General features: G+C 73.8%; 1 protein-coding gene (running past one end of the window). It reads right to left on the bottom strand.

Annotation, left to right across the window (positions count from 1 at the left end):
* On the bottom strand, positions 1 to 17,663 hold part of the coding region annotated (locus H537_RS48420) for an LEPR-XLL domain-containing protein (RefSeq protein WP_156902264.1) (this coding region is incomplete at its 3' end). 21,843 nt of the annotated region lie beyond the right edge of the window; 17,663 of 39,506 annotated nt are visible.

Raw genomic sequence — 17,663 nt, forward strand, 5'->3', positions numbered from 1 at the left:
TGCGACGACACGGCATCCAGCCGCTCCACGCGGGTCGCGATTGCGCCGGCCGTGCCCACGCCCGTGCCGGCGCGCAGCTTCAGCAGGCCGGCGCTGACGAGCGCGCCGGCTTCCGCCTGCACCGCCCCTTGCAGCGCCTGCAGCGTCACCGTGGACGCGCTGACGCTGGCACCGGTCCCCAGGCGCAGGCTGCCGCCCGCGCTGGACAGCGACACCTGGGCACCGGCCGCCGCCGCGACGGCGTGCGCCACGGCCGTGTCGCCGGCCAGCACCAGGCCCACGTCGCCCTGCGCCGCCTCGACATCGAGCACGCCCGCGCGCACCGTCACCGGCGCGCCGCGGAGGTCGAGCCCACTGCCCACGTGCAGCCGCAACTGGTCAGCATCCAGACTCACCGTTCCGGTGCCGGCCTGCGGCAGCACCAGGGTGCCGCCGGCGTTGATGGACAGCACAGCCAGATCCAGCACCGCCGCCGTGCGGCCGGCCACCGCGCCCAGCGTGACGTTGCCGCCGGCCGCCCGCAGCGTGTCGACGCCAGCGCTGCCGGCCGAAGCCGCCAGTTGCGTCAGGCCCGACAGCACGAAGCTGTTGGCGTCGCCGGCGTTCAGACCGGCATCGAACCGGACCGTCACCGCGCTGCCGTGGACCTCCACCGTGCCTGCGGCCACCGCCGCGCCCTGCTGCAGCGACACGCCGTGGGCGAAGCGCACCTGGGCGGCGCCGTCCACGATCAGCCGGCCGCCGTCGAGCAGGGTGACCTCATCCTGGAACACCACCTCGCCGGTGGCGTGGATGACGATGTCGCCGCGGACGAACAACTTGCCGCCGAACGTGACGTTCATCGCGTCGAGCACGTTGAGCCCTTCCAGCGCCGCCACCTCGTCCACGCGCAGTGCGAAGCCGGAGGCGCTGTTGCTGGTGCCCCCCAGGTTGCCGCGCGCGGTGCTCAGGCTGTCGCCGGCCCGGTAGCCCGAGCCCAGCGACTGCAGCGTCACGTCCGTGACCTTGCCGCCGCTGACCACCACGCGGGCGGTGGCGCCGCTGCCGCTGCCGCCCGAAAGGGCCACGCCCTCGTAGACGCCATCGGCATAGCCCTGGCCGCCCGCGGCCACGGTGACACGGCCCAGGCCGTTGCCCACGGCGCCCTGCAGCAGCACGGTGCCGCCCTGGGCCCGCAGGTCCAGCACGTCGTCCGCGCCCAGCCCGCCGTTGACGCGCTGGGTGATGGTGAGGTCCCCGCTGCCGGCCATGCCGGCGCTCAGCGCCACGTGGCCGGCCAGGCGGACCGCGTCGTCGATGAGCAGCCCGGTGTCCATTGCCACGCTGGCGCCGTCGTCCAGCGTGGTCGTGGCCCCCGAGCCGTAGATCGACAGCGCCTTGGCGCTGAGCGCACCGGCGACCTGCACCTCCCCGCCCGCGCCCGGGGTCTTGATGACGAGCGCGCTATCCAGGTGGATGCCGCCGGCCGGGGCGTTGATCGCGACCGTGTTGGCGCCGCCGTCCAGGCCGAGCGTCAGCGTGGACACGGACTGGCCCGCCAGGGCCTGCGGGTCCAGCGCCACGCCGGCCCCCGCGCCCAGGGTGATCAGGCCGCCCGGGTCGCGCGCCACCAGCTGCAGGCCGCCGCTGGCGTCCTGCGTGGCCATCAGGGCCGCCACGTCCACCGGGCCGGTGGCCTGCGCCGTGATGGCACGCACCGGCGTCGAGCCCGGCCCCTGGTCTTCCAGGCTCACGAGCTTGCCGTACACCACGGTCGAGCCGCTGACGTCGAGCGTGATGCGGCGCGCCGTGAAGTCGCCCTCGATCACCAGCTGCGTGGCCTTGATGCGCACGCGGGTGGCGCTGAGGTCGATGTCCCCGCCGTCCTGCGCCGCCTTCAGGCGCACGCGCTCGCCCACGATCTCCAGCGTGCCCAGGGTCTCGTCCCAATGCACCGACTCGACCCCGCTGACCAGCTCGCCGCTGGCCAAGCGCAGCACCTGCTCGCCGGACGCCGTGCCGGTGGCCTTGAGCACCACCGTCAGCGTGTCGTCGGCCAGGTCCCGTGCCGAGGCCTCGGCCTCGCGCAGGCTCAGCGAGCGCTCGGCCGTGGCCTTGGCCGCGCTGCCCAGGTTCAGCGTCACGTGGTCCGCACCTTCGGAGCCCACGACGCGCAGGGGCGCGTCGCCGAGCTTGAAGATCTCCAGCTCATCGGCCAGGGTGCCCAGGCGGATGCTGTCCAGCGCCGCGCGGTTCACGCGCAGGCCGTTGCCCGTGGCGGAGAAGACCTCGAAGCTGCCCGCGTTGTAGGTGGCCTTCATCGCGAAGGCCGCCTGCTCCTGGATCGGGACCTGCTTCGTGACCCGGTTGAGCCCGTCCTCGACCGCCATCGTCAGCGTGCCGCCGGCGCCCTGGGCGCCAGGCACGAACTGCACGTTGCCGGACTGCGCCAGCAGCGCGGCGATCTGCTTCTGGTCGCCGCTCAGGCGCAGCACGCCGTCCGTTTCCTGGACGGTGACGCCGGCCGCGAACAGCGCGACCTCGGAGACGTGGACGTAGCGGCTGCCGTAGCGCTCGCCCTTGACCTCCGTGAACACCAGCTTGTAGTACTTGTAGGCCGTGGTGTTGTCGAAGCGCAGCGTGCTCACCGAGCCCTTGGCGTCGCCCAGCAGCGTGGCGCCGGAAGCCACGGCCTTCCAGCCGCTGCTGTCCCAGGCCAGCTCCTCGTTGGAGCCGTACAGGGCATAGGACTTCGGGTCCCATTGCGGGATGTCGTCGTTGGTGCGCGAGGTCAGCCGCAGCTGCGTCACCGCCTCGGCCGCCGACAGCGTCATCACCATGCCGCTGCCCACGCCGTCGAAGTTCAGGTACTTGGTGTTCGTCGTGTTGTCGAACGCGCCCTGCACCTGCTCGTTGGACGGGCTGTGGGCGGAGGACGCCACGACCGAGATCACCGACACCCGAGCGGCGGCGGCCGCCACCAGTTGCGCGCGCGCCTGCTCGGTGAGCTGCACGCTGCCGCTGGTGGCGGAGAGCGTGACCGTCACGCGCGCCGAATCGGCGTCGAACAGCGTGCCCTCGTTGAGCACCAGGTCGGTGGGCTGGTTGCCGGTGGCATACAACTGCTGCGGCAGCACCAGGTTGGGCGCGGCGCCCACGGGCGGCGGGGTGAAGCTGAACAGCGGCTGCCCGGCCGCGGCCGCGATGACGCGGCCCGAGGCCGCATCGACGCTGGCCATGCGCCAGTCGGCGCCGGAAGCCAGGCCGGTGCTGACCTTGCTCCAGCTCGTGCCGCCGTTGCGCGAGACCCACACGCCGCCGCTGCCGCCATTGGCGGTGGCCGCCAGCGTCTGGCCGTCGCTGCTCATCCACACCGAGGTCCAGGCCGCGGACGGGCCCGTGGCGCGCCACTTCCAGTTGGCGGTGCGGGTGTCGGCCACGTAGATCATCCCGTCGCGTGCGGCCGCCACCAGCTGCGTGCCGGTGGCGTCCATCGCCACGGACACCCAGTTGGCGTTGTTGAGCGCGCCGCGGGTGGCGTCCTCCCAGCTCAGGCGTCCCGAGGCATCGACGCTGGCCAGGTACAGGCCGCCGCCGACGGCGCCGTTGGACGAGGCGGTGCTGGCCGCCAGCAGGCGCTTGCCGTCGGCGCTGGTGGCCATGGCGCTCCAGTTGGCGTTGGGCCCGGAGATCTCCTGCCAGCTGTTGCTGGCCGGATTGAACACCCTCACCTTGCCCGGCGTGTTGCGCTGGCCCCAGTCGAAGATGTTCCTGAAGTACCACTCCCGGCCGGTGACGTCGGTGACCACCACGCGGCCGTCGCCCAGCAGCTGGGCGGCCGAGTAGTTGTCGTCCGGCGCGCGGCTGCGCGTTTCCCAGGTCAGGCCGCCGTCGTGCGACAGCGTGAGGTCACCGCCGTAGGAGAAGGCGGCGATGGACAGGCCGTCGGCCGAGACCGAGACCGTGTCGTAGCTGCGGCCCGTGGGCGCGCTGGCCGGCGTCCAGGTGGCGCCGCCGTCGCGCGAGAGGAAGATGCCCTGCTGGCTGCCGCCGACGTTGGCCACGGCCACCGCCAGCTGGCCGGCCACCGCGAAGTCGCGCCAGTTCTGCGTCACGCTGGACGCGGCGGCGGCCGTGACCACCGAGCGCGCCTGGCTGCTCTGGTCGTCCTGGCGCACCTCCACCGTCAGCACCTGGCTGTCCTGGCCGCCCGCGAAGCGGTAGCCCACGCGGCCCGCGGTCGTGAAGTAGGCGTTGAGGTCGGCCAGCTTGCCGGTGAAGGTGGCCTTGGCCGAGCCGCTGCCCGCCACCGTGACGCCGCCGGCGTTGCCCGCCTCGAAGGTACCCGCGGAGACCGACAGCGTGACCGTGGCCACGCCCTGCGCATCGCCGCCGCCGAAGGGCGTGCCGACGAACAGCAGCCCCGTGCCGCTGCCGCGCACGGCCGTGAAGCCTGCGGGCACCGACACCGTGGGCGCCCCGGGCAGCGGCCCGACGATGCCCAGCATCGACGGCGGCAGCGTGCCGGAGAAGTCCACGGTGGACGGCTCCCGGCCGTTCTCGGTGATGGTGTTGACGCCCAGCGAGCCGGCGAAGACGTAGGTGTCCTCGCCGTCGCCGCCGACGAGCTTGTTGACGCCCAGCAGCGCGTACAGCGTGTCGTTGCCGCCGCCGCCCACGAGCTCGTTGTCGCCGCCGCCGCCCCACAGCACGTCGTCGCCCAGGCCGCCGTAGAGCTTGTCGCGCCCGCGCCCGGCGATCAGCACCACCGGCGCCTGGCTGGTAGCCAGCGCGCGCAGGATGTTGTCGCCCTCGGTGTCCACCGCCTTGCCGCCGCCCTGGCCCAGCAGGATCGTGTCGTCGCCCGCCCCGCCCTTGGCGTCGATGACGACGTCGGACAGCAGCCGCGAGGCGTCGAGCACGTCGTCGCCGTCGCCGAGGTCCACCACCACCTTCTGGACGTTGTCGAAGACCTGGTAGAAGCCCTTGTACTCCACCGCCACCAGGTTGCCGTAGCCGCTGACGATGAAGGTTTCGGCCGCATCCGTGGTGTCGAGGTAGAGCCGCTCGCCGGCGCGCGAGCCGGCGAACAGCGTGAGCACCCCGTCCTTGACGCTGCCCAGCACCGGCTTGACCGTCGGCGCGGGCAGGTTGATCTCGCCCAGGTTGATGCTGAAGATCGGTACGTTGACGCTGTTGAAGAAGCCCAGCTTGCCCCAGACGTAGCCGTTGAGGTACGGCTTGAAGCTGAAGTCGAACAGGTTCAGCGGCCCGCCGGGCAGCCCGGCGATGCGGCCCGGATAGGCCATCAGCGCCAGCGCCTCCGAGGCGCGCACCTTGCCGTCGCCCACGTAGTCCACGCGCACGACCTGGCCGTTCTGGTCGCGCGTGACGGTGCCGCTCTTGATGTCGTTGAGGTCGGCTTGCGCGCGCAGCGACAGGCTCGCGCCGATGCCGCCCTCGAACACCCAGGGGATGCCCACGCCGCCCTTGAGGCCGATCTCGACCGTCAGGCCCAGCTCGGGCTTCTCCTTGCCGCCCGTGCCGGGCTGCATGACGCCGTTCTTGAAGGTCGGCAGCGTCCAGTCGTTGATGTAGAAACCATCGACGACGTCCAGCGGATTGCCGCTGGCCACCGCCTTCTGGATGCCGTAGGTGTCGAAGCCGAAGGACAGGTCCGCGAAGGCGCTGACGCTGCCGAAGGCGTAGATCGGGAAGCCGATGGGCAGCGGCACCGTGCCGGCGGTGAGCAGCGCGATGGTCGGGTAGGCGATCTGCAGCTCGAAGTTGGCAAGCCTGAAGTCCAGCTGCGGCAGCTCGTAGGTGAACAGCGTGGCGTTGCCGCCGCTGAAGATCTTGGCCCAGTTCGAGATGTCGGTCAGGTAGGGCATGAACTGCAGCCCTGACCCCTGCCGGCCGCCCGAGGCCTGGCTGTTGATCTGCGTGAGCTTGGCGTTGAAGGCCTCGATGATCGACGAGCTGCCGCTGCCGCCGGTGGCCCCCGGGGGCAGCGACTCGCCGCGCTCGAACCAGACGTTGCCCGAGCCCAGGCCGTGGATGCTGCCCAGCGGCAGGCCCGCGCCGAAGGCCACGAGCGACTGCAGCACGCTGGGCATGTCCAGCGCGAACTTCACCGCGTCGAGGAAGGCCCAGTTGATGGGCGCGGCGTTGCCGACGCGGCTCCAGGCGAAGTCGATGATCCCGCGCACCGTCGGGTCGCTCGGCAGGATGCGGTCCAGGCCCACGATGGGCGTGGTCAGGGCGTTGACCACGTCGCGCAGCGGCTCCACGGTCTGCGCCACCTGCTGCGCGATGGGCAGCAGGAAGTCCAGCACCGAGGACTGCAGGTCCAGCCGGATGTTCTCCAGCGAGATCTCCGGGTTGGACACGCTGGCGTCGCCCAGGCGCCAGTCCCAGTCCAGCACGAAGTCGCCTTCGAGGCTGGGCAGGCCCTTGACGCCCAGCGCCAGGCCCAGGTCCAGGTGCGCGCCGACGCCGAAGTCCACCTTGAGCGTGTGCAGCGGGTCGGACAGTACGCTGTCGAGCGTGACGCGGCCGGTCTTGTCGCCCTGCAGGTCGATGGCCAGGCGGCCGACGAGGCCGCTGCCCTGGAAGCCTGGGGCCGTGCTGGTGTCGTGGTCCTTGACGCGGGCCTGGAAGAACAGCAGCTCGCCGCTGCCCTCGAAGGGCGTGACCACGCTGGCGTCCTTCGGGTCCCCGTCGAGGTAGGCGCGCACGTCCAGCGTGAGCTCGGGGTCCTGGCCGTCGGCGTTGGTGGCCAGGAAGAAGCCGCTGCTGGCCGACAGGCCGAAGCCGAAGTCGAACTGCCAGTCGGCGTCCAGCGAGAAGCCGCCGTCCACGTCCAGGCTGAAGCCCGGCAGATCGAGGTCCAGCGGAATGTCGATGCCCGTGGCCAGGATGGTGCCGCCGAGCTTCATGTCGAAGCGGATGGCGTCGGCATCGCCGGGCAGGGCCTGCCCCAGCGTCCAGGCCGAGAGGCGGTGGTTGGCCGCGTCGTAGAAGGCGACGTCGATGTCGTCCAGCGTGAGGCCGGCCACGCCGTCGAAGTCCTGCAGGATGCCCAGGCCGCCGAAGGTGTCGAACAGGGTCTGGCGGATGAGCGACACCGGCTGCCCCGGGCCGGCGAGCTTGACGCGCAGATCCTGCAGCAGGCCGCCGCGCAGCTGGCCCAGCAGCGCGCCGGCGTCGGCGAGGTGGGTGCCGATGAAGGGGATGTCGGCCGTGAGGCTGCTCTGGAACAGGTCCTGCACCGCGCCCAGGCCCAGGTCCACGCCGTCGAGCACGAAGCTCGGGTCGTAGAGCACGTCCAGCAGCGAGTAGTTGCCCGAAGGCACCGCCTCGCTGAAGTTGGGCAGTTCCACCTTGAGCGCCGAGGCGCCCGCGGCCTGCCCGGCCAGCTGGGCCAGGAAGGTCGGCAGACCCTGGCCGCCCAGCGCCGGGTCGGTGTAGACGTGCAGCTCGCCCAGCGGCAGCTGCCGCCCGAACGCCGCCAGCCGGAGCGGCAGGTTGATGTCCAGCGCGCCCTGCGCGCCGAGCTGCAGCGCTCCGTGTTCGAGCGCGATGCGCAGCAGCGCCGGCGCGGCCGTGTCGGCCTGCGCGTCGGCGTCCAGCACCACCGTGCCGCCGGCCACGCCGAGCTGCACCGCACCGCTGCTGAGCATCAGCGACAGGTTGCTGGCGCGCAGGCTGGCCGTGAGGTCCAGGTGCGTGCCGGTGCCGCTCTGCGCGTCGAAGTCCACGATCTGGAGCGCCGGCGTGCCCGCGGCCGCGCCCGGCAGGGCGAGGGCCACGCGCGCTACCAGCCTCGCGCCGACGCTGAACTGGCCCGCCGCGCTGCCCGAGACGTCGAGCAGCTTGGCGAAGTCCGGCGGCAGCTCCAGGCCGCCGCCGGCCAGCGCCACCAGCGTGGCCAGGTCCAGGTTGACGCTGAAGTCGCCGCTGTGCGCCAGCGCCACCGTCAGGTCCATGTTGAGGCGGTGGTTCGCCGCGTCCAGCGAGAGGCTGAACAGGTCGGCCGGCAGGCCCAGGGCCTGCTCGATCGTGGCCTCCACCTCGGCCAGCGCGGCGGCCGGCGTGGCGCCGGCCTTCTCGATGCGCGCCAGCAGCGTGTCGCCGAACTGCAGGATGTCGGCCAGCGAGCGGTCCAGCAGCGGCAGCCGCTGGGTGTAGAAGGGCTGGCCCGCCACCGCGTCGTTCACCACGTCGGCCACCAGGCGCAGCCCGCTGACGATGTCGGCGAAATCCAGGCGGCTGAGGTCCATCAGCGCCGCCACGTCGGGCAGCACGGCCACCACGTCATGCGCCGACAGGCCCAGCGCCTCGCGCTGCGCCGCGTCGTGGATGTCGAAGGCGTTCGCGCTAACGACCTTGACGCTGGACCAGTCGAAGAGGTCCTGCACGTACAGCGCCAGCTCCTGGCCGGCGCCGATGTCGAAGCTGGCGTTGCCGCCCTGGACCTTCAGGCCCTTGAGCCGCGCGTAGGCCTCGCCCTCGACGTCGAAGACCAGGCTGGACAGCCCCTCGCCGGCCAGTTGCGCCAGCGTGAAGCGCTCGCCGCCGCCGGCGCCGGGCGTGCGGTCCAGCGCCGCGGTGATGCGCGCGCCCAGGTGCACCCCGGAGCCCGAGCCCGCGCCGCCGGCCACCAAGCCGACGAAGCCCAGCTGCGCCGCCACGGTGAGGTCCTGCACGTCGGCCGCCAGCCCGGCGCTGGCCACGAAGTGGTCGATCGCCAGGTTGAAGCCTTCGCCGCCCAGCGCCAGCACGAGGTCGAAGCCCACGCCCACGTCCACGCCCAGCTCGGCCTGCGCGGAGGTGGACAGCGACAGGCCGGCGCCGGCCCCCAGGTTCAGGTTCAGCGGCGCCGTGAGCACCGGCATGCGCACCTGGGCGCTGACGGGGATCACGAGGTCGCCCGTGGCGGCGTCGAAGCGTGCCTGCCGGCCGCCCAGCACGCCCGAGCGGTTGAGCGCGTCGACGAACTCGCCCACCGTGCTGATGCGCTCGATCTTCTTGTGCACCGTGTAGGCCGCCGCCGCGTCGGTGGCGGCGAAGGTGTTGGACAGCTCCAGCGCGCTGCCGTCGGCGGCCACCGAGACCACCTGCAGCACCTGGCCGCCCGCCGACACCCAGTAGCCCTTCATCGAGGCCGCGAACTGGCCGGCCTGGCCCGCCAGCGTGGCGCTGCCCTGGGTGGTGGCGGCCGTGCCGGTGGCCTTCTGGGCCTGGCCGGCCGCGGCCGTCCACGGCTGCAGCGGCCGGTTGAAGTCGATCTTGTCGATCACGCCGCTCTGGAACGCGCCGGCCAGGTCCAGCACCTCCTCGAGCGAGCGCTCGATGAAGGGCAGCTCGCCCAGGCCGAGCGAGGAGACGTCCACCGTCTTCAGGTAGTCCAGCACCGACGGCAGCGCCAGCAGCAGGTCCTCGACCTTGATGCGCGAGAAGTTGGTCAGCCGGTCCAGGCCCTCGGCCTGGAACTGCAGCGTCCCCGCCAGCGGGTCGCCGCTGACGGTGATGCGCGGCGGCCCCTCGGCGCCGCCGGCCACGTCCACGCCCGCGAGCACGGCATAGACCGGCAGCGACACCGCCAGCGCGTTGTGGCCGGACTCGACCTGGAAGACGCCGTCGTGCAGCGTCAGCGCGCCGCCCAGGTCCAGGCGCAGCGAGCCCTTCTCCCAGGGTTGGCCGGCCTCGTCGAGGCCGAGCTTGCCGATGCCCACGTCCAGCGGCCCCAGCCGCGCCGCGAGCACCAGGTCCTGCGCCGACAGGCTGCCCTGGAAGCCCAGGCGGTTGAGGTCGAAGGTGGCGGCCAGGCCGTGCTGCCAGTCGAGCTTGAACGCGAAGTCCACGTCGGCCTGCAGTTGCGCCTGCAGCTTGACCTGCGCATCGACCTGCAGCCCGTAGCCGGCCAGCGCGGCCCCCAGGTCGATGGCGACCTCGTCGGTGCCCAGCTTGAGGCTGCCGTTGAAGGCCAGGGCCAGGCCGTCCTGGTCGAGCGCGAAGCTCAACCCGGTGCTGACGCCGGCCTGCGGCGCCCAGTAGGCGTCCAGGTAGGCCTTGAGCCCGGCCAGCGTGGGCACGCCCCGCGTGCCGTAGCCCGGCGTCGGCAAGCCCGGCAGGCTGGAGGCCCAGGTCGGGTCGATGTAGCCGTTGAGGTACTGCTGGATGTAGTCGCCGATGCTCACCAGCGGCGACAGGTTGAGGATGTCGTCCAGCGACAGGCCCAGCAGCGGCAGCGGCTCGCCGTCCTGCAGCGCCGCGCGCGCCTGGCTGAGCTGGCCGGCCACGTTCAGCAGCGAGCTGCCCAGGCTGCCGCCCAGCGACACGTCCAGGTTGGCCAGGCCGAAGCGCAGGGCGTCGGCACCGGTGGCGAAGTCCACCACCAGCGTGCGCCCGCCGACGGCGATCGCCTCGTGCACCGCCTGGCCGCTGCGGTTGAGCGCCAGCGACACGTCGCCGAACAGCGACACGCCCGCCAGTCCGGGCACCGGCAGCGCGGCCGTGCCCGAGAGCGCCAGGGCGAAGCCCTGCCCCGGCAGCACCAGCGCCAGCGTGCCGTCGATGACGCCCGCGCGCTGGCCGTCCACCTGCACGGTGGCCTGCAGCCCGCTCGCGCCCAGCACGGTGCGGCCGTCGATGACGCGCACCGCGACGCTGCCCGTGCCCTGCAGCCAGGGCTGGGCCGCGGGGTCGGCGGCGTCCTGCAGCTTGAAGCTCAGGGTGCCGGCCGCCTCCAGCACGGCGCGGTCGAAGTCCAGCCGCGCGACGGTCGCGCCGCGCAGCCGCACGGCGGTGCCGTCGAGGCGGCCGTTGCCGTCGAGGTCGCCTTGGGTGAAGTCCACCACGCGGCCGGCCAGCGTGCCGCCGGCCGGGCCGGTGTTGACGGCCACGCTCAGCGAGCCGCCCTGCAGCACCAGGCCCGGCACGCCTTCCAGGCCCGCGCTGGCCGCCGTGGCGCGCAGGCCGACGAAGGAGCCGCCACCGGCGGCGTCGCTCAGCACCATCAGGCCGATGTCGGCGTCGCTCAGCACCACGCCGGCAAAGGCGTCGCTGCCGATGCCGCTGCCCAGTTGCAGGCTGACGTGGCGTGCCGCCAGCGCCGTGACGTCCATCAGGCGCTTGCTGCCGTCGTCCAGCGTGGCGCTGCGCGAACCCAGCCGCGCCAGGCCGAAGGTGCCTTGCAGCAGCACCGCGCCGCCGATGCGGATGGTGGCGTCGGTGACCAGCGACACGAATGCGCCGCCGGTACCGGCGAAGTCCAGGGCCAGGGTTTCGGCCGTGCCGTCGGTGACCTTGCCGGTGCGCACGCGCAGCGCATGGTCCACCGACACGCCGCCCTCGGCCACCACGCCCAGCTCCAGCACGTCGCGCAGCGGCAGCGTGCCGATGCCGCCGAAGACCTGGTTGATCTCCAGGTTCAGCGAGCGGGCCTCGATCAGCAGGTCGGCCCCCTGCAGGCCGAAGTCGGCCGCGTCGAGCGCGAGCTGGTCGGCCTGCGCCTTGAGCGCCAGCCAGGTGCGGCTGTCGTCCGCCGCGGCATCGGCCGGGCGCAGCAGCGCCAGGGCCAGGTCGAGCCCGGCCACCTGGATGCCGCCGACGCGCGCCGACAGGTCGCTCGCGCCGATGACGAAGCCCGCGGCGCGCAGCGTGCGGCCGCCGGCCACGACGTCGAGCTCCTGGCGCGACACCGTCATGGCGCCGCTGGCCTGCAGCTGGTCGCCGACCTTGACGAGCATCGTGCCGCCGACCTCCACGCGTTCGCCGCTGAAGTCCAGCGTCGCCGCCACCGCCTCGCCGTGGCGGATCTCCAGCCGGCGGCTGCCGCTCCAGTCCAGGGTGTCGGCATTGCCCAGGCCCAGGTTCAGCGCCAGGTGGGCGTTCGTGCCGGAGAGCGTCACGCCGTAGGCGGCCGTGCCCAGCACGGCCACCGCGTCGGCGTCGCCCTGCAGCGTGACCCAGCTGCGGCCGTCGCCCGCGGCGCTGGCCTTGGCCAGCACCAGGCCGAAGTCCAGCCCGCTGAGCTGGAAGCCGACGGCCGCGGCGTCGCTGCCGCTGGCCACGCGCGCCGACACGTCCGTGCCGCTGAGCGTGAGCATGCGGGTGGCGACGCTGGCGCCGCTGGTGAGCGAGAGCGTGCGCGTGGCCAGCTCGAAGCCGACCGTGCCGCTGAGCGACAGCAGGCCGCCCACCTGCGCCTGGACCGTGCCGCTGGCCCGCAGCAGCGGGCCCAGGGCGCCGTCGAAGTCCAGCACCGTCTTGCTGTCCGGGCCGGTGCGCACCTCGACCGGGCGCGCCTTGAAGTCGATGACGTGCTGGTCGGCACCCAGGCCGGCCGCCAGGTTGTGGACGGTGTTGAGCTGCAGGTTCAGGCGCGTGGCCGCGAGGGTGACCTCGGGCAGGCCCACCAGCGCCACGGCGCCGGCCTGGGCCGACAGCGCCATCCAGCGCGCGCCCTGGAGCGGGCGGCCGGCGGCGTCCTGCGCGCCGTCGCGGGCGCTGAAGAGCGCCAGCGCGAGGTCCACGTCGCCCAGCGACAGGCCCAGGGCATCGGCGTTGGGCGTGTCCCGGCCGTCGATGCTGCCGTCGCCGTTGCTGTCCACGCGGTACGGGCCGCCGATGCCGAAGAAGGCCTCCACGTCGGCCGCGCCCACGGACAGCTCGTCCACCGCGACGGTGCTGCCGTCGGCCAGCTGGACGCTGGTGCTGTGCTTGTCGAAGGCGAAGGCGCCGCTGACGAACACCGAGTCCGCCAGCTGCAGGCGCACGTCGGCCGACAGGCGCAGCACCTCGTGCTCGGCGCCCGCCAGCGTCATGGCCTGCGTGCTGCCCGTGCCGGTGGCCACGGCCAGCGGCGTGCGGGCGAAGTCCAGCACGCGCCCGCTGCCGGCGTCGGCCAGGTTGATGGCGATGCGGGCGTTGCGCACCTCGGCCGTGAGCTCGGGCACGCCCACCAGGCGCGCCGCGCCGGCTTGCGCCTCCAAGGCCACGCGCGTGGGCCGCGCCGCGCCGCCGGCGCCGCCGCGCTCGGCGGCGACCACCAGCGCGAAATCGACATCGGCCAGCGAGAAGCCGACCGCGTCCGCGCCCGGGGTGTCGTCGGCGTCGATGCGGCCGTCGCCGTTGCTGTCCACCAGCGCGCCGCCATGCAGGCCGGCGAAGGCCTGCAGGTTCGCGCCGCCCAGCGTCAGCACGTCATGGCTGGCGACGCTGCCGTCCTCCAGCGCCAGTGCGCGCACCGACTTCTCGAAGCCCAGCGAGCCGCTGACGTGGAAGAAGTCGCCCACCGAGAGCGTGATGTCGCCCGTGGCGCGCAGCAGCGGGCCGCGGTCGCCCGCGATGTCGAGCACGCGGCTCGAACCGGTGCCGGTCGCCACCGCCAGCGGCGTGCGGCGCAGGTCCAGCACCAGCGCGGCGGCGTCCGCGCCCGGCGGCAGGCCGCCGACCTGGCTGACGACCACCTCCAGGTCGCGCACCTCGACCTCCACCGAGGGTACGCCGACGAAGCCCACGCTGCCGGCGCTGGCCTCCAGCGCCAGCCAGTGCAGGCCGTCGTAGCGGGCGGGCTGGCCCGCGTGGGCGCTCAGCAGCGCCAGCGCGAACTCGCCGTCCGCCATCTGGAATCCCACCGCCGCGGCGTTGGGCGTGTCCTGAGCGTCGATGCGGCCGTCGCCGTTGCTGTCCACCCGGTACGGGCCGCCCACGCCGGCGAACAGGTCCAGGCCCGTGCCGCCGAAGCTCAGGCGGTCCGCCAGCAGCTCGCTGCCGTCGGCCAGGGCCACGGTGGTGGTGGACTTCTCCATCGCCAGCGCGCCGCGGGCGTGGACGAAGCCGGACACCGCCAGCTCGAAATCGCCCGAGGCGCGGACCGTCTCGCCCTGCTGGCCGTCCAGCGCCAGCGCGAGCTGCGTGCGCTGGCCGGTGGCCACGTCGAAGGGCTGCGCCCGCAGGTCCAGCACCTGCGTGCGCGCGTCCGTGCCGGACGCGACGCCCTGCACGAGGTTGATGCCCACGTCCAGACGCTGCGCGGTGGCGGTGAGGCCGTCCACGCCCACCAGCGCCGCTTCGTCGGCCGTGGCCTGCAGCGCCAGCCAGTGGCGCTCGCTGGCCTGGTCCCAGGCCAGCAGCAGGCCGAACTCGGCGTTGGTGACCGTCAGGCCCAGGGCCTGCGGGTTGGGAGCGTCTTGCAGGTCGATGACGCCGTCGCCGTTGGTGTCGCTGCGGTACGGGCCGCCCACGCCGACGAAGGCGTTGAGCCCGGTGCCGCCGACGGTCAGCACGCGCGTGTGCACCACTTGGCCGTCGGCCAGGGTGAAGGCCACTTGCGACTGCTCCAGCGCCAGCGTGCCGCTGGCGTGCAGGAAGCCGGCCACCGACAGGTCCATGCCGCCGGAGGCGCGCACGAGCTGGCCGCGGGCCCCGTCGTGCGTGAGCGCCAGCGAGCGGCCGGTGCCGGTGGCGATGGCCAGCGCGTGGTCCACGGCCGTGCCGTCCGCGTCCTCGCGCGATCCGAAGTCGATGACCTTCGACGCCGCCTCGGCGTCGGCGAAGCCGTGCGCGAGGTTGATGTCGATGCCCAGCGAGTGGACGTCGAGGCGCAGGTCCTCGGGCAGGCCCACCAGGGCGTCGATGCCGCCGATGCGGCCGGTCAGCGCCGTCCAGCGCTTGCCGGCATAGGCGCTCTCGTGCGCGTCGGCCGAGAGCAGCGCCAGGCCGAACTCGACGCCGTTGACGGCCAGGCCGCGCGCCTCGGGGTTGATCTCGTGGCTCTCGACCACGCCGTCGTGGTCGAGGTCGATGCGGTAGGGGCCGCTGCCGACGAAGGCGTGCAGCCCGGTGCCGCCGATGCTCAGGAGCTGGGTATCGACCACGCTGCCGTCGGCCAGGGTGACCGACTGCGCGCGGCGCTCGAAGCCCAGCGAGCCGCCGACCTCGAAGAAGTCGCCCACGCGCAGCTCGACGTCGCCGGTGGCGCGCACGAACTGGCCCAGCCCGCCGTCGAGGTCCAGCGCCATCGAGTGGTTCGTGCCGGTCACGATGTCGAGCGCGCGCGTGCCGCCGCCGCCCGCGAAGTCGATGACCCGCGTGTCGGCGTCCACGGCCGCGGGCGTGCCCGCGACCAGGTTGAGCTGGATCTCGATGTCGCGGGCCGCGATCGTGAGGTCGGGCATGCCCACCACCTCCACGCTGCCGGCCGTGGCCTTGAGCGTGGCCCAGTGCAGGCCGTCCAGCCCCGCCTGGCCGGCGCGCGGCGAGAACAGCGCGAAGGCGAAGTCCACGCCGCCGAGCGCCAGGCCCACCGCGTCCGGATTGACGCTGTCGTTGGCGTCGATGACGCCGTTGCCGTCGCTGTCGCGCTCGTAGGGACCGCCCACGCCGGCGAAGGCGTGCAGGTCCCGGCCGCCGAAGGCCAGCATGTCGGCCTTCGCCTGCGTGCCGTCGGCCAGCACCACGTCCTGCGTGGAGCGCTCGAAGCCCAGCGAGCCGCGGGCGTAGACGAAGTCCGCCACCTCCAGCTCGAAGTCGCCCGAGGCGCGCACCAGCGTGCCCCGGCGCGCGTCGTAGCCCAGCGCGATGGCCTGGGCGCCCGTCTCCACCTGCAGCGGCGCGCCGCTGTAGTCGATGACGTTCTGGCCGGCGCTGCCGGTGTTGATGTCGATGGCCAGGCGCTGTGCCTGCAGCGCGATCAGCGGCAGGCCGATCTCGGTGGCCGTGGCCGCCGTGGCGCTGACGCTGAGCCAGCTGCGCGGCGCGGCCGCGCCCTCCCCGCCGCTGCGTTCCAGGTACATCGCCAGGCCCACGTCCACGCCCGTGAGCTCGAAGCCCGCGGCAGTGGCGTTGGGCACCTCGTCGCCGAGGTCGCCGTCGTGGTCGATGTCCAGCCGGTAGGGGCCGTTGAGGCCGACGAAGGCCTGCAGGCCCGTGCCGCCGACCACCCAGCGCCGGGTCTGCGCGGCGCTGCCGTCGGCGAGCTGGACCGTGGCCTCGGCGTTGCGCAGCACGAAGCGGCCGTCCAGCGTCAGGAAGTCCGCCGCCTGCAGCGTCATGCCGACCGCGTAGGCGCGGTCCACGCCGAAGTAGTCGGCGTTGAAGAACAGGCCCAGCGCGTCGGCATCGGCCTGCGCGTGGGCGTGGATGTCCACCAGCTCGGCCAGCGGGCGCTGCACCGCGTCGAGCGCCAGGGTGTGCGCGTCCTGCGCCACCTGCAGCAGCACGCTGCCGTCGCCGAAGCCGAACAGGCCGGTGGCCTCGGTGAAGCGGCCGGCGATGCTGCCGGCCTGGATGAGGCCGAAGTGCTGCAGCCACTGCGGCGTGAAGCCTGCGGCGCGCAGCACGTCCAGCGTGGCGCCGGCGTCCAGGCTCAGCGTGCCGGTGACCTCCAGGCGGTCGCCCGTGCCGGCACCGGCCAGCGCCAGCGCCAGGCGCTGGTTGGCGGCGATGTGCTGGTCGCCCTCGATGCGCAGCAGGCCCGGGGCCTGGCCGCGGCCGAGGGTGCCGGCCGCCGGCGCACCGGCGGCATCGACCAGGCGCAGGCCCTGCGCGGCGCGCACCACCACGTCGCCGGCCGTGAGCAGCCGCACCGCGTCGAGCTTGTCCACCGTGGCCGTGGCCGCCAGCGTCAGCGCGCCGGTGCCGGAGGCCACGTCGCCATGCAGCACCAGCCGCGCGGCGGTGCCCAAGGCGGCCAGGCGCACCGCGCCGACGCCGTGCGTCGTGACCGCGGCGCCGTCGTCCAGCGTGAGGTCGCCCGCTGCGGCGCTGCCGCCGGCCTCCAGCACGATGTCGCCGTCGCCCAGGCTCGCCACCCCGGCCAGGGCCGACGTGGTGGCCGCGGCGGTGCTGCCGGCGCGCGCCAGGCTCAGCTCGACGCGGCCGATGGTCAGCGCATCGGCCTCGGCCAGGAACAGGCCGGCGGCGCCTTCGGCCGCCAGCACGCCGGTGGCGATCTCCAGCGCGCCCGCGCCGCCGTCGCCGATGCCCGCGGCCGCCTGCAGCAGCACGCGGCCCGCCCGCACGTCGGCGTCCGCCGTGTCGGCGGCGTCGCCGTCCAGGATCGAGCCGCCGCGCGCCACCAGCGCCACCGTGGCGCCGCCGGCACGGATGTCGGACACCGTGATCGCGCCGGCCGAGACGATGCGCACCGCACCGCCGCCTTCCGCGCCCTCGGTGGACACCTGAACGCCGGCGCCCAGCACCACGGACCCGGCGCCGGTGACCAGCTCCACCGTGCCGTCCGGGTTGAGGATGGTCGGTGCGTCCAGGCTGACGCCCGCGCGCACCAGGCCCGCAGCCTGCGCGGACAGCGCCTCGAAGCCGGCCCAGGCCACCAGGGTCACCGTGCCGCCGTCGGCGCTCAGCGTCGCCACCGTGGCGCCGTCGCGCGCCGCGTGCAGGCCGCCCTGGGCGGCCAGCAGCACGTCGCCGCCGCCGATGACGCTGATGCCCGCCGTGGACACGTCCAGGCCGGACTGCGAGGCCAGCAGCAGCGAGCCACCCTGCACCCGGGCCTGCAGCGTGACGCTGCCCGCGTCGTTGCCCGCCAGGGCCAGGCCGCTGGCCGCATCGAGCGCGGCGCTGCGCACCTGCAGCGCGTCGTCGGTGGCGCCCACGCCGCCGCCCAGCGTGAACAGCTGCAGCGCGGACACCACCAGGTCCGCCGCCTCGCCCTG

This window comes from Azohydromonas australica DSM 1124, assembly GCF_000430725.1.
Taxonomy (GTDB): domain Bacteria; phylum Pseudomonadota; class Gammaproteobacteria; order Burkholderiales; family Burkholderiaceae_C; genus Azohydromonas; species Azohydromonas australica.